Below are 21,909 nucleotides of genomic sequence, written 5' to 3'. Positions count from 1 at the left end.
GGCGGCAGCCCCGCCGGTGCCCGGAATCAAGTCTTTCAAGGCAACCTCCGTGACGGTCGCGACGCTGTTGATTCGTGGTCAAACATGGATCGCGGCCAAGGTGCCCTTGTTCAGTGCGTCCATTCTGGATAATAGGGAAACAGGGTGGGTTTTCTCCCGTGCCTCTTGCCATAGAGATAGCTGTAGGCTGCGAAGCCGGCGGTGGCACCCTCGTGGAGCGCCTTGGCTATCGAGAAGGGTTCCCCCGTAACATCGCCAGCGGCGAACACGCCCGGCACGGAGGTCGTTGTTCGCCGATTGATCTCGATGAACCCCTCGCGCCCGACGAAGGGCTGAGCCGCAGCGAAGAGCATTGCGGTGCCTTGCCGCTCGTAGGATTCGAAATCCACCAGCAACGAGCCCACGGCCATCTCTTCTACCTTCCCCGTGCGGCTATCGCGCAGCTTTAGCACGATACGTTCGTCGACATCCTTGATGTCCACGACGCTTGCATCGAGGACCCAGGGGTTTGGTGGGTCCGCCCCAGGGGGCTCGGCGATGAAGGTCACATTTACGTCACGCGGCGGCACCGTCCACGACGCGCATAGGCGGGCGACGTGCCGCGAACCGATGATCGCGACACCCTCCTCCTGCCGCTCCTCCTGGAGCTGCTGCAACCTGTCAATGAGCGCCCCGTCGCCGAGCACCCACCAGAGGGCACGGTCTTGCCAGTGGAGCTCGCTCTCTTGCGCATGGGAGCGCCGAAAGCCGCAGGCAAACACCACGGCCGTGCAGGTGTACTCGGAGCGCGACGTCTTGATGTAGAAGGTATCCGGGTCTCGTACCTCAAAGCCCAGGACTTCCTCTCCCCGCTTGACGACGGCTCCCTCCTCCTCGCAGGATTTGATTAGGAGTCCTAACTCGCGTTTCGTGAAGAAGTATTTGGAGGAACCCATGAAGAGAGGCTTCCAGCGAGACCCGCCTCCGAGAGCGTCGCTCGCCTCGAGAACCAGCACGCTGAAAGGCTCGTGGTCGGGAATCTCAGCAAAGACGATTCGCGCTGCCGCGGCCAGCCCGGCGGGGCCTCCCCCGATGACAACGACGTCGTAGTGCTCCATTGGCTCTGCCACCTCACCCCGTCCGGTCGCGAGCTCACGTGCAACCGGAGCTGTGCCTCACCATCTTGCCGTAGTGAAGACCGTCCCGCTCAAGCCCCAGCCCAGGTGCGGCGACTACCAGACAGACATGCCGGCCGAGAAGACGAAGCTGATGCCCGGTTGCGTGTAGTTGAGCGCCTGGCCGTCGTCGACGCCGCCCGCGAACAGGTTGGTGAAGGCGTAGTTGCTGTACTTCTGGTTGGCCAGGTTGTGGCCGACGAAGGAGACGTAGAGGTCGCGGTACAGGTTGTCGATGGTGAAGCCGGCCGAGAGCAGGAACACGGTCGGCGCGTCGGATTGTACCAGCGTCCCGCCGCGCGCCGTCTCCGTGGCGTCGAGAGCGAGCACGGAGCGCCGGATGCCGTTCAGCACCGTGGCGCGGGTCATCACGCGCAGCCAGCGCCAGAGGCGCAGCATTCCGCCGGCCGAAACGGAGTGCTGGGGTCCCACCTGCGCCAGGCCTCCCTCGATCTCCACGTCCTTTAGGCGTACCTGGTTATACGCATAGGAGACCCAGGCCGCGTGGTCGCCGCGAAACGTGGCATCCAGGCGCGCCTCCGCCGACAAGATGTCGCGCTTGATCTTGGGTAGCGCGTAGCGGGTCTCGGGATCGAAGAGGTTCGGCAGCTGCGCGAAGATGCTCTCCACCGAGGTGATTGCGAAGTCGCCGCGCACGAAGAAGCGGCGGAAGGGGCCCACGTCGCGCAGGATCTGGGAGTTGATCTCGAACTGGTAGGCCGTGCTGGTAGACGGTCGCATCGGTGCCGCGCCGTCGTCGGGCCGCTGGTACTGTCCGAGCGGCGCGGAGAGGGGTTGGCGCCCGAAGCGGTCGCTCATCGTGGGCGGTCGCAGGCCGGTGCCGACGTTGACCTTCGCGTAGTTCTGCCCGAACAGACGCGCGACGACGCTGCCGGAAAGCAGCGCGACGGGGGCGTAGCTGTCGGAGTAGTTGTAGCGCAGGCCCCCGGAGATGGCGATGCGGTCGAGCAGCCGGACCTCGTCGGAGACGTAGGGCGACAGCACGAAGGCGGCCGCGTCGGTGATGAAGGGCTGCAAGGTGCCGTAGTAGCCGTTCGCATCGGCCAGGGAAATGCTGGCGCCCGAGACGCTCTCGCGAAAGGCGTCGATACCCCCGGTCAGGGTGTTCGTGACGATCTTGCGCAGGGAGAAGGTCCAGTTGACCTCGGCCAGGCCGCCGAGCTTGAGCGCCGTGCCGCCGTCAACGAAGGTGCCGTACCCTCCGCGATAGTAGGGCGACCCCGCGGACCATAGGCGGTTATCGAAGGCCAGCACGTTGCGATAGAAGTAGCCCTTGGCCAGAACGCCGAGGTCTCCGTTCAGGAACCGGCTGGAGTACATCAGGTAGGCCGCCCAGTCGTCGCTCTGGCGGTAGCCGTTATCCCGGTAGGCGAGGATGCCCCCCTCCTCGCTCGCCTGAAAGTAGTTCCGCGAGTAGGGGATCCGGCCGAAGAGGGTGAAGTCCTTGTACTTCACCTTGCCGATGGCCTCGAAGAAGTAGTCCGACTTGTTCGTCGTGGTGCCGTCCGTGCCCGCCTGGTACTTGCCTCCGTGGGCGAAGCTGCGGGCGGTCGTGCCGCTCAGCTCGACGTTCGCGCCTCGTTCGGTGACGAAGCTGACCCCGAGATAGGCGTCCAGATCTCCCCACCGCTTGCCGGCCTTTAGGCCATAGCGCTGGTAGCCGAAGGAGCCGAACTCGACGCGGCCGTGTACCCCGTTGATGTCGGCGCCGTTGCGGCTGATCAGGTTCACGACGCCGAGAAGCGAGTGGGATCCCCAGAGCACGCCGCCCGGGCCGCTGATCACCTCGATGCGCTGGTAGTTCGACAGGTCGAGCCCCAGCCCGGCGGGGAAGTAGTTCGAGAGGTGCGAGTTGAGCGGCGTGCCGTCGAGCAGGAGGAGCGCCGTGTGCGTGAGACCGCGGGTGGCCGGGGTGTCGAACCAACTCGCCGGGCGCGCGTCGAAGCCAGGGGTCGTGCTGAGGAGGTCGTTGAGCGTGAGAAAGCCGAAGCTCGAGAGGTACTGGTGGTCGTAGACCGTGATGATCGCCGGCGCCTCTTCGAGCGTCTTCGGCAGCTTCGACGCGGAGAACACGAGAGAAGCGGTGTCGTCGGCCTTCTTTTCCTTTTCCTTGGAGACGGGTTCGGCCCAGGCGGTGGAGGCCACGACATGGCTAGAGATCAGCAGAGCTACGGTCCCCCACCTGGCGGCTATCTTCATGGTCTCGCTCCGCGGCAGACGTTCGTTACAGCTACCAGTTGAATAAGATCACGTTCGCCCCGGCCGACTTCGGAGCGGCCCAGGGGTTGAAGCGTGCGGCGAACTTCGTGTGTAGGAAGAGAAGGCGACTGAGCGCCAGGAGGCTGTGCAGCACGAGCGGCACGTGGAGCTGTACCACCGGCATGCCTGCGGTCCGCAACGACTGAACGTCCCCGTAGCCGCCTCGAATCACGTCGACGAGGGGGTAGAGGAGATTGTTGAGGATCGAATGCAGCAGGAAGCCGACGACGAACAGGTTGTCCTTGGGAATCTGGGGCACCCAGAGCAGAACTTCGGTGGCGACGGCGTCGAAGATGAAACCGGTGAGGCTGATGGCGATGCGCTTGTCGCGGGGGGTGTCGTCGGGAATGTGCCAGAGCGGGATGAAGATGCCGTCCCACCCGCTGGCAGGCCACTTGAAACTTACCCCGAGGGACTTCGACATGATGAAGTGTCCCAGCTCATGCCAGACGGTGGAGGCGACGATGCCCATTATAACCAAGCCGACGTTCCAGGAAAATCTCCCGAACTTTTTCCATCCGCTGTCCTTCGAGTAGTCGAGGCGGTGCGTGATGGCGTAGTTGGGATTGAAGTACAGGCCGCTGAAGCGGTCCCACACCGTCGGGCGCGGGAGGACGACCGGCTTCGGCGCCGCGGGAGGCTGAGCTGCGGCAGCCGGCGAGCCCGGCTGCGATGCTGGACCTCGCATGGCGAGAAGCGGTGGCGAGGCCTTCGCCCGAGGCCCCGCTGCCTGCGCTGGACGAAGCTGCGCGCAGAGCAGGAGCACGAGGGGGCCTGCGAGGGCTGCGACGCGCATCGTCGCGACAAAGAGCCGTAAGGCCGTCGTCGTCCCCTCGAAGGCGGCGTGGGTCGTCGTTGTCTGCGGCCCTCTGGAGGCGTTGGATGCGTCCCGCACGGGGGGATGGCTTCGCACGAGTCACCGGCAAGGGCTTAGCGGCTGCGACCGCTCCGCGGGGGGGTGAAGGTCGGGAGCGCAACCCCGGCCGCAGGCGCTTCGCGCAGCTCTCTCGCGTGGTGGCCTGCCGAGACGCGCTGCTGTGGGGCGCCGTCGCCGGGAGGGGGCGCTGAACGCGTCATTGGTCCGAGGACGAGGAGGGCGTGGGGGTGGCTTCCTCAAAGCGCGGATCGTACTCGGCGTTGATCCGCACGACCACGTTCTTCAGCGTGGTGCCCACGTCCGACTCCTTCACGACGACGCGTGGGACCCCCCGCTTGCCGTAGGGGAGCGCACAGCGGTAGTACTCGTCGTGCAGCGCCTCCTCGGCCGGTCCGCCTACCAGATAGGGCGGCGGCTCGCAGGTCCCGGTGTTGATCAGGTCGCCGGAGCGGAGCGGAACGAACCCCTTGGGCCGAGACTGCGGCCACCAGACCGCGGCGATCCAGTGCGTGCCGACGTTGAGCCGTCGGGGAAAGGTCAGCGTTTGGCCGCCGCGCAGCGACAGCGGTCCAATCGTGGGATAGAACTCCGCGAGAGAGGTGGCCAGCGCCAGCGAATACGGGGGCCAGCGATTGAAGACCCGCAGGTAGAGGGTGCCGATGTATTCCGAGTCGGCGAGGCGCTGCCGTGCAGCGGGGTCGAGCGCTTCGTCGTCGAAGAAGACCTTGAGATCCATCCCGGCATTCGGGCAGCTCTCGCCGACGCAGGGTGCGGGGGGGATCTCCGGGCCCTCGCACCCTGCTGCGGCGAGCGTCAGGTGCGCGCCGAGCAGTAGCAGGGTGAGAGGCCCGTGTGGCCGGTGTGACGTCGGAGGCATCGCTGAAAGTTGGGGAGTGCGCTACGGCTTACTGCGGGGCGGCCGGCTTGCCGAGCCCGGGGGACTTGCCACACACGGTCTCGACGAGCGGGTCGGTGCCGCACTTCACGACCTTGAGCGGCGGCAGGTTCTCCATCCCCGCCTTGACGGCATTCATCGTGACCGGCGAGACGGTGGTGTTCATGTCCATCTTCACCGTGCCGGTCGCGCCCTTCTTCTCACCGCAGGCGTCCGCGTTAACGGTATACGACCAGGTGAACTTCGTGTCGCTCTCCGGGTTCACCACCGACCAGCCGAGGTACATGCGGCACCACGCCTTCTGGTCCAAGCTGATGTCGGCGGCCGCCCAGAGCTTCGGCGCGTCCGAGTAGTAGGTCAGCTGCCGGGCGCCGGGGCCGATGACTCCCGAGAAGTCCCAATCCCAGGTTCCGAGCAGGTTAGGAACGGGGTTGATAGTGGTACCACCGCCGCATCCTCCAGCGACGGCCGTCAGACCCACCAAACCCAACGCGAGACCCATAAGGCGCGAACGCATGCTCACCTCTCCTTGTGGCGTTATTAATTTTGGATGCCAGTAATACGGTCAAGGTACCGAACGCGATCAGTGAAGTCAAATTCTTTGGCGGAGACGAAAACGCTTTCTCGCAAGCAATAGCGACGGAAACATCGCACCTTAGTGGCCGGAAGGCGCCTGGGTGCGATGATGTCGGCGCAGCGTCGCCGCTCCGGTGCGCAAACGCGGCGCCAGCGACGGTGTTGCACGTTCGAGGCGTGAGCTGTTGGGGGGGGGCCGCCTTGCCGGCTTGACCTGCATCAGCTATTCTCCGGGCCATGCAAAACCATGCGCGCGAGGGCGTTTCGGGTGTTCGGCCCGCGACTGCGGGGGCCGAGCGGTTGTCGGACGCGCTGATCATCTGGCCGCCATTCGCCTGGGATGCGGTGAAACGTCCTTATCCCGCGCCCTATTGGCTTGCGTCGGACCTGATCGGCCACGGGTTTTCGGCGGAGGTGTGGGACGTCGCCCGGGCCGCTTTCGGGCGCATGCTCGACCGTGACTTCCTGGAAGGCGTTCACGAAGCCATGACGGCGCGACGGGACGCGTTCGAGAAGCAAGCCGAGCTCTCGCCCGAGGACGCCGCGACCTACCGCAGCCTGCTCTCGATGATCGTCAGGATGCGGCTGGTGCTCGAGAACCACGAGGAGGTCACGCGCGCGGGGAGCCGCGACGAGCTCCTCTTCCGCGAGAACGTGCCGATCATCTCGATCCTCACGCCGCTCGCCGAGGACTTCTTCTTCGCCTCCTCCGCGCGCTACATGGAGGTGACGGCGAGCATGCGCACCGTCGAGGGAATTCGCGAGCTGCTCGCCAGCCCCGACGTGGTTCGCTACCGCGATTTCATTCGGCCCATGGTCAAGGAGATGATCGAGAGGCGCCGCCCGAGGCTCGTCGGTCTCTCGTTCACCTTCCCGCACCACGCCCTGTCGGTGCTCGTCCTGGCGCACGAAATAGCGGCAATCGATCCCAGCATCCACATCACCGTTGGCGGCCAGATGGTGAGCTACCTGGAGCGCCACGAGGCGCTGCAGCTTCTCCACGAGGACGTCGGGTTTCACTCGGTAACCTACTTCATCGGCGAGGACGCCCTCGGGGCCATCGTTCGCGCCCTTCGCGACGGGGAGCCTCTGCCCGAGCTTCCGAACGTCTGGTATCGCGGCACTCCCGCGGAGGGCCTCGTGCGCCCCCGGTACAACCCGCCGCCACCGCGGGGACACCTCGGCTCGTACCGCTTGCCGGAGAAGGACCTCCTCGGCATCCCGCCGGCCGTGCGCCCGACGGTCTGGATCCCGGTGATGCAGGCGATCGGGTGCTACTGGGGGCGTTGCACCTTCTGCGACTCACGCACCCAGAACGGCACGAACGCGCTCTACTCGCCGCGCGCCGAGGACGAGCTCCTCGCCGACATCGCCTACTACTACGAGCTCGGCTTCCGCCGCATGTATATCGTGACGGATTCCCTGCCGCCGAAGCCCGCTCTCGCGATCGCCAAAGGGGTCCTCGAGCGGAACATGCAGATCCAGTGGTCGAGCTTCTTCAAGATCGATCGCCGCTGGGACGTCGAGACGCTGAGCGCCATGGCGCGGGCGGGCTATCAGCTGCCAATGATCGGCATGGAGCACGCCAACGATCGGGTCCTCAAGCTCATCGACAAGGGGTACGATCAGGCGGGGATCGTGAGTTTCTTCGACCGCGTGCGCGAGGCGGGCTTCACCCCCGCCTGGATGCTGCTCATCCTGAACCTCCCCACGTCGACCAAGGCGGAGAACCTGGAGGTCGTGGATTTCATCGCGAAGCACGCGGATCGCGTGGGCTGGGTCTCGTACTCCCCGTTCGAGGTCGTGCGCAACACGCCCATGTCGCGCGAGCCGGCGAAGTTCGGGCTGCGGCTGGCCGAGGACGACGATCCGACCGCTTTCGGCCCGCGGCGCAACACGATGTACGTTCACCGCTATCACGACGATAGCGGGATGACGGCCGCCGAGACCACCGAGGTGCGGCAGGCCTTCGACGACATGATCTACGGCTACGTGCTGAAGGGCCTCTACGGTGGGCTGGGGACGGTGCTCCTCGGCGAGGAGGCCCCGCCGCTCCTGGATGGTTACCGCTTCGGTTTCTCGCCGGCTGCACACCTGGCGACCGACGTGGTGCGCTTCACCCGCGATGGCCGGCGGAGCGAGGACGAGAGCTATTACCTCCTCGGCACGCTCTCGACTTCCTACGAGCCGAACGAGGTTCCCGCAGATACCTACGAGGTTCTGCGGGCGGTGGGTGGCCGCGAGCTGGACGTGCCGGAACTGACGCAGCTGCTCCGCGACACGCTGGGCTACGAGGCCTCCGAGGAGGACGTGGTCGAGCTCGTGCGCATGCTGGTGCGGGAACGGTATCTGGCCTACGTGCGCTCGCCGGCTGGAAGGGTCTGCCTGCGAGGAGAAACCCGTTAGCGGGTCTCTTCCTCGGCATCGTCGGCGGACTCCTCTTCCTGCGGCGCTGCGAGCTGCGCTGCCACGTCGTCTTCCAGCGCGTATTCGGCCTCCCAGTCCGCGTCGAAGGCGGGTGGGTGCTGCCGGACCCACTCTACGGTGCGTCGCAGGCGTTCCTCGGGGCTATGGCGCTCGACATAGCCCAGGAGGGTGCGGGCCCGCGTCGTGTCGAGCACGTGGTGCTGGCCTCGGGTGTAGAACTGCGACAGGTGCTCGGGGAGCGCGAGGTCCGGCACCCTCAGGACGTCGGTCTCGACCCCCAGCACGCGGCCGTAGGCGTGGAAGCGCTGCTCGAGGGTGTAGACGCACTCCTCGGCCACGTTGAAGAGCTGAGAGCCCGGGGCGGAGCTCGCCACCGCGAGGGCCACGCCGTGCGCCGCATCTTCGATGTAGAGCCGGTGGCCGAGCAGGCAGGCTCCACCGCCGAGCAGGAGGCGCCCGCGGCCGTCGAGGAGCCGTCGGATGAAGAAGCGATAGTCGAGCGCCACGGGGTCGTGCGGACCGTAGAGCACCGGCAGCCTGAGGATCGTCGTCGCGAGGCCGGCCGAGGCCCCGGCGGCGCGCAGCTCGGCCTCGACGAGCGGTCGGGCGTGCACCCGTCCCCCTTCGTCGCGGCCGTCGTGCGGGTTGTCGGTGCCGAGCTCCCGGGTCGGGGCGAGCTCGCTGGCGGGGATCAGCTCGGGGTCCTCGAGTCCTTCGGCGATGGCGGCGAAGTAGGATTCGGCGCAGACCACGGCGACGAGCCGGGAGACGCGGGCCGCCCGACAGGCCTCCACGGCGGCGCGTGTGTCCTCCGCGTTGGCCGGGTGCGGGTCGACGACCGCGTCGCAGCCCCGGAAGGCCTCGGTCAGGAGCGACACGTCGTGACGATCGCCCTGTAGCCGCCTCACCGCGGCGGGGAGCTGGCCTTGACTCAGCCCCCGATTGAAGACGGTGACCTGGTGCCCGGAGGCGACGAGCTCTTGCACGACGTAGGGTCCGAGCCACCCCGTGCCCCCAATCACCGCGATCTTCATGCTCACGTCCTCTCGGCGCGACCGATGGTCGAAGTCCCCCGCTCAGGCGACGCTCGTTTAGACCCCCGCGAGGCACTCCTCGACGCGAAAGCTCGGGATCCGCAGGCTGGGGAAGTAGCACAGCTCCTGCGCGTCGATGGCTACGGGCAACGTGCGAGCCGCGCAGCCGAGCGCTTCGAGCTCCGAGAGGCCGCGCTGGACGTCCTCCGTGAAACGCAGGTTGAGGAGCGGTCGCGTCACCTTGCCGTGCTCGATGAGGAAGGTCCCTATCCCCGTCACTCCGCCGACCACATAGCGATGCCCGTCGTCGGTCGGCTGGACGTACTGCGTGCGCGAGACGAGGATGCCTCGGTCGACCTCTGCGACGAGGCCGTCGAGGGTGGTCGCGCTGCTGCTCAGGATGAAGCTAGTGGGCGCCGGCACGACGGCCAGGCCGCGCTCGACCGCCTTCTGGGGAGCGTAGGCGAGCATGCGCAGCACGCCGTTCTCGACCCAGTGGATGCGGCGCGCGGCGAGACCCTCGTCGTCGAGCGCGGCGGCGGGTGCGTGGGGGTCCTCCGGATCGGTCCAGATCGACAGCTTTTCGCTGAGCAGCTGCTTGCCGAGCGGAAGCTCTCCGCCCGGCTGCGAGAAACAGGTCTCTCCGACCTCGGTGCTCCAGCCATCGAGCTGCGTGAAGATCCAGCCGTAGACGTCGGCCGCCGCGACGGGGGCGAAGACGACCGTGTAGAGTCCGGGCTCGACGGCCATGGCTCCGCGAGAGCGGCGACAGCATTCGACGGCGGCCTCGACGACCTTGCGACTGTCCAGGTCGGCCAGCGAGAAGCCGTAGGCGGCTTCCTCGCCGGCCGCGTCTCCAGCTCTGGTCCGTACGGTCGTCGAGAAGCGCGCGCGACTACGTCGCTGGTACCCGAAGAGGCCGCGTAGCGTGGCGACGGCGTGGAGGCTTTCTCCCGTCTCCACCGTTCCCGCGCCGAGAAGGTCTTCGTGGCGGCAGCGTTCGATAGAGCGTCGCACGTGTTCCTCGTGCGCGTCCGGCCCGGCCTCGGCCGCGTCGGCGAACCAGGAGAGGCTCTGCCGATAGTCCTGAGGGCCAAGGGTCGGCGGCACCTCCCCTTCCGCGTGTCCGACGGAGGCGTTTCGTTCGGCCGTGGCCACCGTCCGGCGCAGGGACTCATCGTCGGCCTGGTTGGTCACGGCGTGACCGCGTCGCCCGGCGAGGGTCACGGTCACCGAGACCTCCAGGTCGTGGAGCGCGGCGGTTCTCAGCACCTCGTTGCGCGCGAACGCGGTGGAGCTCGTGCGCATGCCGGTAAGGGAGACGAGCGCGTCTTCGCCCGTCACGGCGCCGAGGAGCTTGCGGCAGATTTCCTGGGCTTCGTTCTCGGAGAGGAGCATCACTCGGCTCGCGTGTTGAACACATCGATGTTGTCGAAACGCGCGGCAGGGGCGCCGTGCCCGGAGGGGCAGTACTGCGCGGGGTCCCCCTTACCGCACATCAGCGTGCCGCCCATGGTCCAGGTGGCCGGCCCACCGAGCACGGTGCAGCTGTTCCAGAACTCGAGCGAGCTGCAGCGGTAACCTACGTCGCGCAGCATGCGCGTGAGCTTCCCCCGCTTGATCTCCCACGCCACCTGGCCGCCGAACTGCCCGTTGCCGCGCTGCTCGTCGATGCTGAAGGAGCCGGCACCCGCGAGGTAGATGCCGTCGTCGGTGGCGGCGATGAGGTCCTCGACGCTCACCGGGTCGGGTCCGGCGGCGAGGGTGAGGTTGGGCACCCGCAGCATGGGGACGTCGGCCCACGTAGCCGCATAGGCGCAGCCGCGGGGCCGTTGTCCGCGCGCTTCGAGCGCGTGGCTCGCGGAGGTGGCGTAGCCCACGAAGAGCCCCTCGCGTACGACGCTGAAGGTCTCGGTCGGGTAGCCTTCGTCGTCGAAGCCGCAGGTCGAGAGGGCGCCGGGGGTCGAGCGGTCCGCGGTGACGTTGACCAGCTTGCTCCCGAGTCGCAGCGTGTCGAGGCGGTCGAGCGTGCAATAGGTCGCGCTGGCGCTCTGCGCGTCACCACCGAGAGCGAGGTCGAGCTCGACGGCGTGGCCGATCGTCTCGTGCAGCGTGAGCTGAAGGTTCGAGGAGTCGAGGACCAGCGCCCTCCGCCGAGGCTCGACCGGCGAGGCGGAGAGCTTCTCCTTCAGCTGCGCGGTCAGGTGCTCGATGTGACCGGGGATGTCGAGCTCTTGCACGTGCTCCCAGCCCTTCGCGGCGGCGTGGGTATCCGAGGCCCGCTGTATCGGCTCGCCCGTCTCCTCGTCGATGGAGACGAGCAGGAAGCTCGGCCAGACGTAGTAGAGCTCCTGGTCGACGTAGCAGCTTTCGCTCGACGCGAAGTGCCGCTCCTCGCGCACCGAGTAGACGTCGAACATCATGTTGGTCACGCAGGGCTCCCGGAAGGCAAGCTCCTGATAGGAGAGCAGCAGCTCCACCTTCTCCTTCTGCGAGACGCTGAGCGGGTCGATCTCGATCGGGGTCTTCCACTGCGCGCGGCAGGCCTTGGCCGGGCGGAACTCCACCGGCCGCTCGCGGAAGGCCGCAGCGACGCGTCCACCGCTCACGGCGAGACGCGCTACCCGCTCGACCTCGTCGGGCGTGACGAGTTGACTGGCGGCGAAACCCCAGGCGCCGTTGACGAGCACCCGCACGCCGAAGCCGAGATCCGCGTTCGACCGCACGGGCTGCACGACGCGGTCCAGGACCGCGACCCCCTCGGTCGTGCGGCGGATGACGCGGGCTTCGGCGTAGGTCGCGCCTTGCCGCATGGCTTCATCGATCGCACGCTGCGCAAGTACGTGCACCAACAGGGACTCTCCGGCTGGATGAAGCGCCAATCTAGCAACGGCCGTCCGGCTTGTCTAGTCGCGGTCGAGCGCGCGGAGGTCGTCGTGCCGTGGGAAGTCGTCGTCCAGGCGCAGCACCGCTCAGGTGCGCCGCGACCCGATCACGCGGCGCAGGGCTCCGGCGAGGCGCTCCACCTCTTCCTCCGTCGTATAGAGATAGGTGGAGGCGCGCACCGAGCCGCGGGGGTTTATCAGGTCGTGCAGCGGGTGGGCGCAGTGGTGTCCGCCGCGAACCATGATGCCGAACGTGTCGCTGAGCACCCGGGCCAGATAATCCGGGGCCATGGTCCCCGAGGCATCCCACATGGAGGCGATGCCGGCTCGCGGGAGCTCGCGCGCGGGCGCATAGACCGCGAGGTCGGGCACGGCGCCGAGATGGGTGGCGAGGCAGGCGGCCATGGTCGCATCGTGCTCTTCCAGCTCGTCCCGACCGAGGTCCTCGAGAAAACGCACGGCCGCCTTGAGCCCGATCACCGCCGCGATGTCGGGGGTGCCGGGCTCGAGGCGCCACGGCAGCTCGCGGAGCTCGTAGGACATGTCGTTGCGCACGAGGGACACCGTGCCGCCCCCCAGGTTGCGCGGCGTGAGCGCGGCGAGCCGTTCCTTCTTGCCGCAGAGCACCCCGACGCCGGTGGGGCCGAGCATCTTGTGCCCCGAGAAGACCAGGAAGTCGCAGTCGAGAGCTCGGAGGTCGAGGCGCCGGTGGGGGGCGGCCTGCGCAGCGTCGACGAGTATGGGCAGGTCGTGTCGGCGTGCCAGCGCGACCCAGGCGTCGATGGGGATCACGACGCCCGTGACGTTCGAGCAGAGCGTGACGGTCAGGGCGCGGGTCCGTGCGTCGATGAGCGCCTCGGCAGCCGCGACGTCCGGAATCCCGGCCGCGGTCAGCGGCGCAGCCCGGTACTCGCAACGCGCGCGCCAGGGGAGGATGTTGGAGTGATGCTCGAGGATCGATCCGACGACGTTCTCGTCGCGCGCCAAGCAGAGCCCGTCCGCCACCAGATTGATGGCCTCCGTCGTGCCGTGGACGAAGACGACCTCCTCGACGCGGGCGTTGACGAACTGCGCCACGGCCTCTCGTGCCCCCTCGAAGGCCTCCGACGCCTCCTCGGAGAAGAGGTGCTTGCCGCGGTGGATGTTTCCGCTGTAACGGGACATGTATCCCACAACCGCGTCGATGACGGCTCGCGGTTTGAGCGTCGTCGCGGCGCTGTCGAGATAGGTGATGGGGTTGCCTCCCACCATCCGGTCGAGGGCCGGGAACTCCTGTCGCAGCTCGCGCACGTCTAGCGCCATGGACTCTCCGCGTCCGTCGGAACGGACGATATGCATCTATCCAAGGGTTGCCTGACCTATCCGTCTATTCGGCGCGGGGCCTCAGGGAAGGAAGAGCTCGCTCAAACCGGTCGGGTTCTCCTGGTAAGCGAGCCTGAACTTCCCCGAAACCTCGGGCCGCAGCTCGTGCCGCGCCTCCACGTTGATCCGCACGTCGCTGCCCAGGAGCGAATGCAGGGAATCCGTCAGGCGGTCGCGCATGGGCTTGTCGAAACCCTCCTCCGCCACCACGTTGGCCGTGAAGAGGCGCGGCCCTCGCTGCACCAGCGAATAGAAGCAAATGCTCGTTTCGGCGCGAAAGAAGGCTTCGTCCACCTGATTCGGGGTGACGGGCAGACCGGCACCGCTGAAGACCACGTCCTTCAGGCGACCTTCGAGGCTCGCGAACACGTCCGTCTCGGAGCGTCCGCAGTCGCAGGGAGGGGCGACGGTCACGAGGTCTTGCGAGTCGTAGCGCAGCAGCGGCGTGAGCGGCTTGTTCAAGGTGGTGAGCACCAGACGCCCCGTCTCCCCCGCCGTCGCGGCGCGGCCGTTCGTCCTGACCTCCGCCAGCGTGTCCCGCTCGCTCACGTGAATCCGTCCGTGCTCGCACTCCATCGCGATGGGGCCGCTCTCGGAGGAGGCGTAGCCCGCCCAGACGGGGCAGGAAAGGGCGGTCTGGATCAGCTTGCGGTGGACGCGACTGAGCAGTTCGTAGGTAGTGACCACGAAGCTGATCCGCGGCACCGTCGCGCCGTGGCGCACGATGTAGCGCGCGAAGGCGGCGAGATAGCTTGGATTCACGATCAGGTAGTCGGGCTCGAACTGGTGCAGCTCCTTCAGCATGTTCTCGAACATGTCATCCAGGTCGCCCAGGATGTTCATGCTCGTCTCGAGGAGCAGCTCACCGTCGTCCGCCCGCTCCTCGTAGGGCACCGAGCGCCCGACGTGGCACTCGGTCCCGGAGCAGATGGGAGAGGTGAGCCGCGCCGCGCGCAGCTCCCGGTCCTTCCGCAGCGAGCGCACGACCTGGGCGTTGAAGTTGTAGATCCGGTTCCAGGCGTCGATGCTGTAGGCGCTGCTCGACACCACCTGGAGGCGGTCGCCCGTCGTCCCCGAGGTGGAGCCCCACGCCGCGTCGCTCCCCATCGCGCTGATGACCTCGGCCGACGGGAGGAAGCGGGGGAACTCCGCTCGCAGGGTGTCCTTGGAGAGGATCGGCAGGCGATCGATCGCGTGGTCCTGCTCCTCGGGACCGAGGGGCGCCAGCGTGTCCTGGTAGTAGGGGATGACGCGGGTTACGCGCGCGAGCATGGAGCCGAGGGCCGCTCGCTGGTCTTCCTTGAGCTCCCTGCGGCGGGCCTCTCGCTGCAGGCGGCGGATCTCGTCGGCGCTCCGTTCTCCGCGGAGCAACGCTAGGTCGTCGAGAGAGGCGAGGTACTCGCCGAGCATCGCTTCGGCCGCCTCCGGGTCGTCGTCCGCCGCCAGCTCCGCGGCGATCTCGCGCTGCGAGCGTCCCTCTTCCAGCGCGCGCAGGACCTGCGCCTGGAGCGAGGGGACCTCGAACGAGCGGAGCGTGATGGGATCGTAGAGCGCCCAGGTCGACGATTCGTCCGCGGGGTCTCCGTCGCAGGTCAGACGCAGGTCAGCCCTCAGAACGCCACTCTGGCTGCGATGCATGTGAAAAAGTGTACTCGGCGCAGTTCGTCGACGCAACGGCCGGCGAGGCGCGAGAGGGGCGTCGCGCCGGCTCGTGTGCGACGGTATGCCGGGTAGGTTCGCACCGGACACGACGCCACAGTCGCCGGGCGCCGCCGGGCTCTCGGTCGGGAACTACCCCTCGCGCAGGAGCTGCAGGATCTCGTCTTCGGCCGCGTAGTCCGGTGCCGGCCACGTTTCCTCGGACGGCGGGTGCTCGACGTGCCACGCGACGGTTTCCCGCAGCGCATCGCTTGCTGGACCGAGCTCCTGGAAGCCGGACCAGCGGCGAAACGCGGACGTGTCCGCCCACTGGTGCTGGGCCTTGTGGCCGAGCCACGCCAGGTGCGGGGGCAAGATCTCGTCGGGGACCGCGGCGACCTCGAAGCGGTGACCGAGCACCTCTCCTACGGCCTGCGCCAGTTGCTTGGTCGTGGCGACCTCCCATTCGCCCACGTTGAAGGCCCGAAAGCCAGTGCTCGCCGTCTCCACCGCCAGCGCCGTGGCCAGCGCCGCGTCGCGGACCCAGACGCGCTGCACGAGCCAGCTCAGGCCGGTCCCCATGAGCAGCACGCTCCTTCCGTCCTGGGCGGCGCGAATCCAGGGGTACTCGCGGGCGAAGTAGTCCCGCGGCCCGTAGATCTGCGGCATGCGCAGGGCGACGACGGAGGTCGCCGCGTCGGTCAGCGCTGCGCGCGCCCCGCGTTCGAGCAGGAGCGCGTCGAAGTCGTCCATCCCCGCGCCCATCCCGCGATAGGGGTAGAGCAGCTCGCTGCGCAGGAGGGAGGTCTCCTCGCGAAAGGGGACCGGCTGGGTCGGCTCCTCGTCGAGCCCCTGGTAGACGTGGACGCTCGAGACGAACACCACGCGCGAGACGCGCCCCTGGGCCAGCTCCACCAGCGCGCGGCTGTTCTCGTCGTTGCGCGCGTCGATGTCCACGACGGCCTCGACCCGCGCGACAGCCGCGTCGAGCGCGGCGCGGTCGTGCCGGTCGGCGTGGATGTGCTCCGGGGCCCCCGGTCCTCCCTCGCACGAGGCCTCGCGGTGCATGCCGCGGTGGAACACCAGGACCTCGTGTCCGCGCCGAGCGAGCGTCTCCGCGGCGTAATGGCCAAGGAAGCGGGTTCCGCCGATCACCAGGACCTTCATCGGGTCACCTCACGACGCGTTCGCTTCAGCGCGGGTGTCCGTGGCCGCGCGGAGGGGCCGAGCGGGGGTCAAGCGGCGCGCGTGCCCAGCACGTAGGTCAAGCAGAGCGGGACGGGGATGCCCCTCTCTTCGCGCAGCGGGGCGAGCAGGCGAAAGCAGGTAGCCTTGATCTCGGCGATCGTGGCTTCGGGGAGCGTGCGGATCCACTCCCCCGCTCCGATCTGCCAGAAGACGCCGTTCCAGTACGCCTCCTCGTCGGCCATGAGGAAGGTCGCTTTCTCCGTCGTCACCTCGACGCTGGAGAACTCCGCCAGCTCGAAGAGCTTCGCCACGTCGGCGGGGCTGATCGTCGATTCCTCGCTCGGATAAGGGAATTCCCCCGCGTGCTCGCTGATGAGCGCCGTCACCTGCTCGGCCACCGGGCCGTACGAGCCCTCGCTGATGGTGGAGATGCCGAGTCGGCCGCCCGTCTTGAGCACGCGGCGGACCTCCCGCAGCGCGCCCTCGACGTGGGGGAAGAACGGAATGGCGATCCCGCAGGTCGCGAGGTCGAAGGTGCGGTCGGCGAACGGGAGCTCGTAGGCGTTGCCCTTTACCGGCGCGGGCGAGGCGATGAGCGTCGCGCCCTGCTTGCGCTGCTTCAGCTTGCCGAGCATCTCGACCGAGATGTCGACCGAGGTGAGGTGCGAGCCAGGCTCTGCGAGGCGCGCCACGGGGAGCGACACGCAGCCGGTGCCGGCCGCCAGGTCGAGCAAACGCTGTCCGGTGTGGAGGGGAAGGAGGGTCGCCAGGCGCTCCCCGGCGTGCCGCATCACCCCCGCCGGGTCGTAGGCCTGGGCGAGCTTCTCGTCGAAAACGCCCTTCCACGCCCCCGCGATGCGCTGGATGCGCTCCGCGCGCAACGCGGCGATGGCCTCTTCCGCCGCGGGAGATTGCAGCCAGAGCTCGCGCTCGAGCTCGTCGACGAAGGCCGCGACGTCCTCGGCCTCGACGTCCACCTCGAACTCGCGGGAGAGGAGGCCCGCGATCTCCGAGATGGTGTGCGAGCCGTCGAGGGCCTGGGCGATCGTGTACTGCAGCGGGTTCAGCGCCAGGTCGAGCTGGCGCACGGGGTCGTTGAGGACCGCCGCCAGCTCGTCGCCCTCGGGACTCGAAGAGGCAGTCAGCTTGACGTCGGCTCGGAGCTTGGGTGCGGCCGCTTGCGTGGCAGGCATGAGACGTCCTGTGGGTCTAGGGGATCTCGAAGGTGGCCGACACGTCGGCGATGCCACGCGTGACGGGGAGCAGTGCGGCGTCGAGCTCGGCGAGCGACGGGCTGGCGCCGACCGCGAGCTTGTCCGCCTCCACGGCGTAGAGCTCGAAGCGGAAGGCCTTCACGCAGCTCTTCTCGTACTCGAGGCAGGACCCGAGCTTGGCGGCGGTGCAGTCGGCCTTGAGCTGCTTGCAGGTCGCGGGGGGACCCGCGGGGCAGGCGCCGCCGAAGGGCACGAGCTCCACCGCTCCCTCGGGCAGCTTGCCCGTTCCGGCGGCGTCGACGGCGAGCGCGGTGACCTTGGTGGAGAGGCCGTGCACGGCCCAGTGCGCCTTCTCCGCGCCCGCCTGGCGGACCAGGAGGACGAAGGACTTCACCTTCTCGGGGAAACCCTTCCCAGCGGTGGGACCCGGCGTGGGGACCTTCCATTCGACGGCGGGGGACTTCACACCCTCTCCGCAGATCGTGTTCGGCTTGAGCGACCCATCGGCCGCGATGGGGGCGGAGAGCGTCAGGCTGGTGATAGGAGATTGCGTGCCGAGCGCCAGGGTCGGCGCGTCGAACAGGTTACCCATCAGTACGTAGTCATTCAGGTCGGTGAAGCCGCGCGCTACGCCGTAGCCGGCGCTGTGCCGGAACTTCACCCCGGTGACCGAGCTCCGGGCAATGCTGGTCAGGAACACGAGGTTCGCCAGCTCCGGCTGCTCGTAGTCGCCGTCGAAGCCCGCCACGCCGTTCGGAGCGCCACCGTACTCGAAGATAGCGTTCCTGAGCACCGAGGTGGGGATGGCGTACCGCCCGAAGATCACGCCGCCCCAGTCCCCCTTCGCGGGCTGGGCTTGTGCAGAGGTGAAGGTCACGGGGGCCTCGGTCGTCCCCTGCACGAGGAGACCTGACCGCGCGCTGCGCTCCATACCGATGGCGAGCCGCGTGCCCTTGGCGAACTTCAGTGTCACGCCCGCGTCGATCGCGAGGAACAGGTCGAGCAGTCGGCCCGGGATCTCGCGAGGCCAGCCGCCCACGGAGACGTTGCCCGAGATGAAATAAGGTACCGCGGTGACGTTCCACTTCGCCGAGTGCGCCACCGCTCCCGCCACCACCTCGATCGCATCTACGCCGTTGCCGGAGGTCTTCCCGGCGACGATGTTCCCAACCTGGTCGGGGTGAGACCTCCACGCGGAGAGCCGGCAGTTCGTGACCTCGCAGGCGGTGGAGGTGCTCGAGATGCCACCAAACTGCGACAGGACGATGCCGTGCCCGGCGCTGCCGTCCACGACGAGCCCCGTGAGGGTGGGGAGGGTCGAGCTCCCCTCGTTGCCCTCGACCCGCACGCCAGCGGCAGGGTCGCTGCCGTGGGAACCGCCGGCGCCGCGTACCACCGCGTGCTGCAGGGTCGTCGGGTCCTGTTCCGTTCCGCCCGCAGGGTAACGCTCGCTCAGAATCAGACCGACCCAGGACCCGGGGCCCTGTCCGGCGTCCGCGGGCTGAAAGACCACGCGACCCTCGGGGCTGTTTCCGCCGAGGACGCGCAGCGCCGCCGCCGTTCCCCCGCCCACCGTGATGCTGACCCCCTTGGCCACGGTGACCTGGCTGCACGATTGAATGGTCACCTCGACCGGCGCGCTCGAGCCGGCCGGGCGTTGAATCGTGAGATCCGCTGCCACGTGGTGCGGCCCGTCGACGGCCCGCCAGGTCTCGGAGCGGGTGACGAGCCCGGAGTGGGTCAGGCCCTTGCCCGTCGGCTGCGGGCACCGCACGGTGACCTTGGCCTCGCCGCGCACGCCGCCCGCCACGGCCGAGAGGACCGTCTGGCCCGCTCCCGCGGCGATCGCGCGGAGCTGTCCGGGCTTCGAGGGGTCGTTCTCGACGCGGACGACCGACGGCTCGGAGGACTTCACCCCCACGGGGGTGCCGACGATGCGCGCGCCCTCGGCGTCGAAGATCTGGACCTCCACGGCCGTCGCTTGCTCGAGCTGAAGCTGCGGTGGGAGAACGATCTCGACCTTGCCGACGATCGGCTGGGTCGGGGAAGCGGCGCAGCCGACGGCGAAGCACGCCGCGGTGGCCCAGATGGCAAGGGGACGTCGCTGGCGCATGGCCTCATCGCCTCCCAGATTGTGAGCGCATCTCAGTAATATGCAGGGGCGTTTTCGTCGAGTCAACATACCGAAGCTTCTCAAGTGCGCACTAGCTCTGGCGAACGACGAGCGACGCGAGCTCACCGAAGACGGGGCGGAGCTGCGCCGGCTGTCCCGACTCGAACTGGTCGAGGATCTCCGCGAGAGCTCGATCCCCGTCGCCATCCAGGCGAGGCCAGTGCACCTCGACGTCGTTGATCCCTCGGTGCAGCAAGGCCGCGTCGACCTTGAACGAGGCGCTCTTCCAGGCGGTCGTCACGCCGACCGAACCGACCTCGCGGCCGTTCACGCGGATCGTGGCGGACTTCGCGGCGCTCGCCGACCGGGCGAAGCTCGGAAGCCGGAGCGTGGCCTCGATGGTCAGGTTCGAGCGACCTTCCGCGGGCAAGAAGAAGTTCGAGCGAGGCCACAGGGCCTCGTGCATGAGCGGCGTGCCGATCGTCGCGCCGCTGTTCACGCGGACCACGAGGTCGGTGTAGTAATCGTCGACGAGGTCGATGCCGCCGTAGCGGCGCCCATGCGGGGCGCGAAGCAGCGCCTCGAGCAGTGGCTCGACGGACCGGCCGTGACGCTCGAGGACGCGCATCATGGCGCGCACCGTCGGTGCGGACATCTCGCGCAGGGCGAAGGGTTTCGTGCTGAAGCCGTAGGGCGAGTCGTGGAGCCTCCGGGCGCCGGCGGACAGGATCGGCGCGCAACGACTGAGTCGCGCGGTGCCGAAGTCGATCATCGCGTCCATCACGCCCGGTGAAGCCTCCACCGCGCGCTCCAGGTAATAGTCGGCGAGGTCTCCCCGGCGGGCCAGCGCGTTCAAGGCGTCGACGTTGTGGCTGGCGCCGTGGACGAGGGCCCTGGCCAGCAGGGTGGCAGGCGGCGGCGCGGGGGCGCGTTCCAGCACCTTGTGCCAGTCGAGCTCCGCTTCGTTGGTGCTTCCCGCGGCTCGAAGAATGGCGGAAGCGATGGTCGCCGCGGCCACCTTGAGCCCCTCGTACGAGAGGTGGCAGTAATCGAGGAAGAGCTCTCGGCCGGCGAGTCGGGAGCCCGAGCGCTCGGCGAAGACGCTCGGCAAGTCCACGCGCGTCCAGTTCTCGAGGTGCCGGGATCCGCGCAGGACTCGGTACTGGCCCTCGATCAAGCGCGCCGGGAATTCGAGGGCCGCGTCCCACGCCGAGGCTGCGGAGTCCTCGCGGAAGGCTACCTCGGCTTCGGCGTGGCGCCCGGCACCCCAGTGCGCCCGGCCGAGAAGCCGCTGGCTCGCTCCGCACGCGCCTCCGTCGAGATCGATGAGCTGTTGCGCGATGGAGGCCGCGTCGTTCCACGCCCGGCGCTCCAGCGCGGCGAGCCCATTCTCGTAGGACGCGTGCCAGCGGTCGGTGCGGTCTCCGGGGAGCCAGCAAACCGGTTGCCGACAGTCCCAATCGATCAGGTTGTCCTCGGGGATGACGAAGACGGCCTTCACGCCGGCCACGGTGACGATCCGATTCAGGTTGAAGACGTTGTCCTCGGCGGTGGACTCCGAACGGCGATACATCTCGCGCGCGATGGCGGCCAGGCCCCCCTCGCGCATCAGCTCGCCCTCCTCCTGAGCCCCGTTCACGTCGAGGTGTCCCATGGTCTTCACCGGCCAGTTGTTACCGGCGAAGAAGACCATGATGTCCGGCTTGAGCTGCATGGCCTCGACGGCGAGCCCCACCATCCCGGAGGGCGTCTGTGCGACGCGCGAGAGATCGATCACCTCGAAGAGACCCGGACCGCGCAGGATGGCCAGCTGCTCTTCGATCATCTTGGCCAGCGTCAGGTCGGGGAGGTAGAGCATGGCCGCGGCGACCGACTCGCCGAAGAAGCAGACCCGGATGGGCAGGGGCGTCTTTCGCGGATGGAGCGTTTGCGTGTGCGCCCAGAACTCATCGCAGTTGATGTGGGGCGCATAGCTGCGCTCGAACGTGACCTCGCCCTGCGCGTCCTTGCGTGGCTCCCAGATGCCGATGGAGGTCGGCTCGCCCTCACCGCCGGCCCCGTCCGCTTCTGGCGCTTCCGGCGCCTCGCCGTCCTCGTCCTCGCCGACCATCGGCGGCGCCGCGGTGGGGTCCTCGGGGTGCGCGAGGGAGCCCGTGGCCTGCATCAGGCGCGCGACCTTCAGCCCGTCGGGCTGGTCGAGGAGCTCGGCGAGCGCGTCACATCGTTGTTTTCGAGGATCGCTTGGATTCTGACCCATCGGTCTCCC

At 68.2% G+C, this 21,909-nt stretch carries 15 protein-coding genes; 1 reads left to right on the top strand and 14 read right to left on the bottom strand.

The features are described 5' to 3' along the window. Positions 1-110 precede the first annotated feature (110 nt). The 5 genes from IT371_16015 to IT371_15995 all read right to left on the bottom strand — a co-directional run bounded on the left by IT371_16015 (position 111) and on the right by IT371_15995 (position 5,723). Complete coding sequence (locus tag IT371_16015) at positions 111-1,097, bottom strand: NAD(P)-binding protein (GenBank protein ID MCC6749168.1); 987 nt, start codon at positions 1,095-1,097, stop codon at positions 111-113. A 114-nt stretch (positions 1,098-1,211) separates the two neighbouring features. Then, complete coding sequence (locus IT371_16010) at positions 1,212-3,374, bottom strand: TonB-dependent receptor plug domain-containing protein (protein ID MCC6749167.1); 2,163 nt, start codon at positions 3,372-3,374, stop codon at positions 1,212-1,214. A gap of 31 nt (positions 3,375-3,405) precedes the next feature. Next, a complete protein-coding gene (locus tag IT371_16005) occupies positions 3,406-4,122 on the bottom strand; it encodes a hypothetical protein (GenBank protein MCC6749166.1) in 717 nt (238 codons plus the stop codon). 385 nt (positions 4,123-4,507) lie between these two features. Then, entirely contained in the window at positions 4,508-5,047 is a 540-nt protein-coding gene (locus IT371_16000; protein MCC6749165.1) for a hypothetical protein, read from the bottom strand. A 169-nt stretch (positions 5,048-5,216) separates the two neighbouring features. Then, complete coding sequence (locus IT371_15995; protein MCC6749164.1) at positions 5,217-5,723, bottom strand: hypothetical protein; 507 nt, start codon at positions 5,721-5,723, stop codon at positions 5,217-5,219. 404 nt (positions 5,724-6,127) lie between these two features. Between IT371_15995 and IT371_15990 the strand changes: the two genes are divergently transcribed. Continuing rightward, positions 6,128-8,188, top strand: a complete 2,061-nt coding sequence (locus IT371_15990) for a radical SAM protein (protein MCC6749163.1) — start codon at positions 6,128-6,130, stop codon at positions 8,186-8,188. Here the strand turns inward: IT371_15990 and IT371_15985 are convergent. From IT371_15985 to IT371_15945, 9 genes are all read right to left on the bottom strand, one after another. After that, positions 8,185-9,243, bottom strand: coding sequence for an NAD(P)H-binding protein (locus IT371_15985; protein MCC6749162.1), 1,059 nt, complete (start codon positions 9,241-9,243; stop codon positions 8,185-8,187). The genes IT371_15990 and IT371_15985 overlap by 4 nt on opposite strands. A 57-nt stretch (positions 9,244-9,300) precedes the next feature. Further along, the gene (locus IT371_15980) at positions 9,301-10,641 is read right to left on the bottom strand and encodes a hypothetical protein (protein MCC6749161.1); all 1,341 of its coding nucleotides are present in this window, start codon (positions 10,639-10,641) and stop codon (positions 9,301-9,303) included. Then, positions 10,641-12,056, bottom strand: a complete 1,416-nt coding sequence (locus tag IT371_15975) for a TldD/PmbA family protein (GenBank protein ID MCC6749160.1) — start codon at positions 12,054-12,056, stop codon at positions 10,641-10,643. Before IT371_15975 ends, IT371_15980 begins: the two co-directional genes overlap by 1 nt. A 159-nt stretch (positions 12,057-12,215) precedes the next feature. Continuing rightward, entirely contained in the window at positions 12,216-13,430 is a 1,215-nt protein-coding gene (locus IT371_15970; GenBank protein MCC6749159.1) for a cysteine desulfurase, read from the bottom strand. A gap of 81 nt (positions 13,431-13,511) precedes the next feature. After that, positions 13,512-15,128, bottom strand: coding sequence for a phenylacetate--CoA ligase family protein (locus IT371_15965; GenBank protein MCC6749158.1), 1,617 nt, complete (start codon positions 15,126-15,128; stop codon positions 13,512-13,514). A gap of 153 nt (positions 15,129-15,281) precedes the next feature. Beyond that, entirely contained in the window at positions 15,282-16,295 is a 1,014-nt protein-coding gene (locus tag IT371_15960) for an NAD-dependent epimerase/dehydratase family protein (GenBank protein MCC6749157.1), read from the bottom strand. Between the two features lie 68 nt (positions 16,296-16,363). After that, positions 16,364-17,509, bottom strand: a complete 1,146-nt coding sequence (locus IT371_15955; GenBank protein MCC6749156.1) for a PqqD family peptide modification chaperone — start codon at positions 17,507-17,509, stop codon at positions 16,364-16,366. A 16-nt stretch (positions 17,510-17,525) separates the two neighbouring features. Then, a complete protein-coding gene (locus IT371_15950; GenBank protein ID MCC6749155.1) occupies positions 17,526-19,643 on the bottom strand; it encodes a hypothetical protein in 2,118 nt (705 codons plus the stop codon). A gap of 91 nt (positions 19,644-19,734) precedes the next feature. Beyond that, positions 19,735-21,900, bottom strand: coding sequence for a hypothetical protein (locus tag IT371_15945; protein ID MCC6749154.1), 2,166 nt, complete (start codon positions 21,898-21,900; stop codon positions 19,735-19,737). Positions 21,901-21,909: the final 9 nt, after the last annotated feature.

This window comes from Deltaproteobacteria bacterium (assembly GCA_020848905.1).
Taxonomy (GTDB): domain Bacteria; phylum Myxococcota_A; class Polyangia.
The sequence above is the reverse complement of the archived record's forward strand: the minus strand, read 5'-3'. Positions and strand labels throughout refer to the sequence as shown.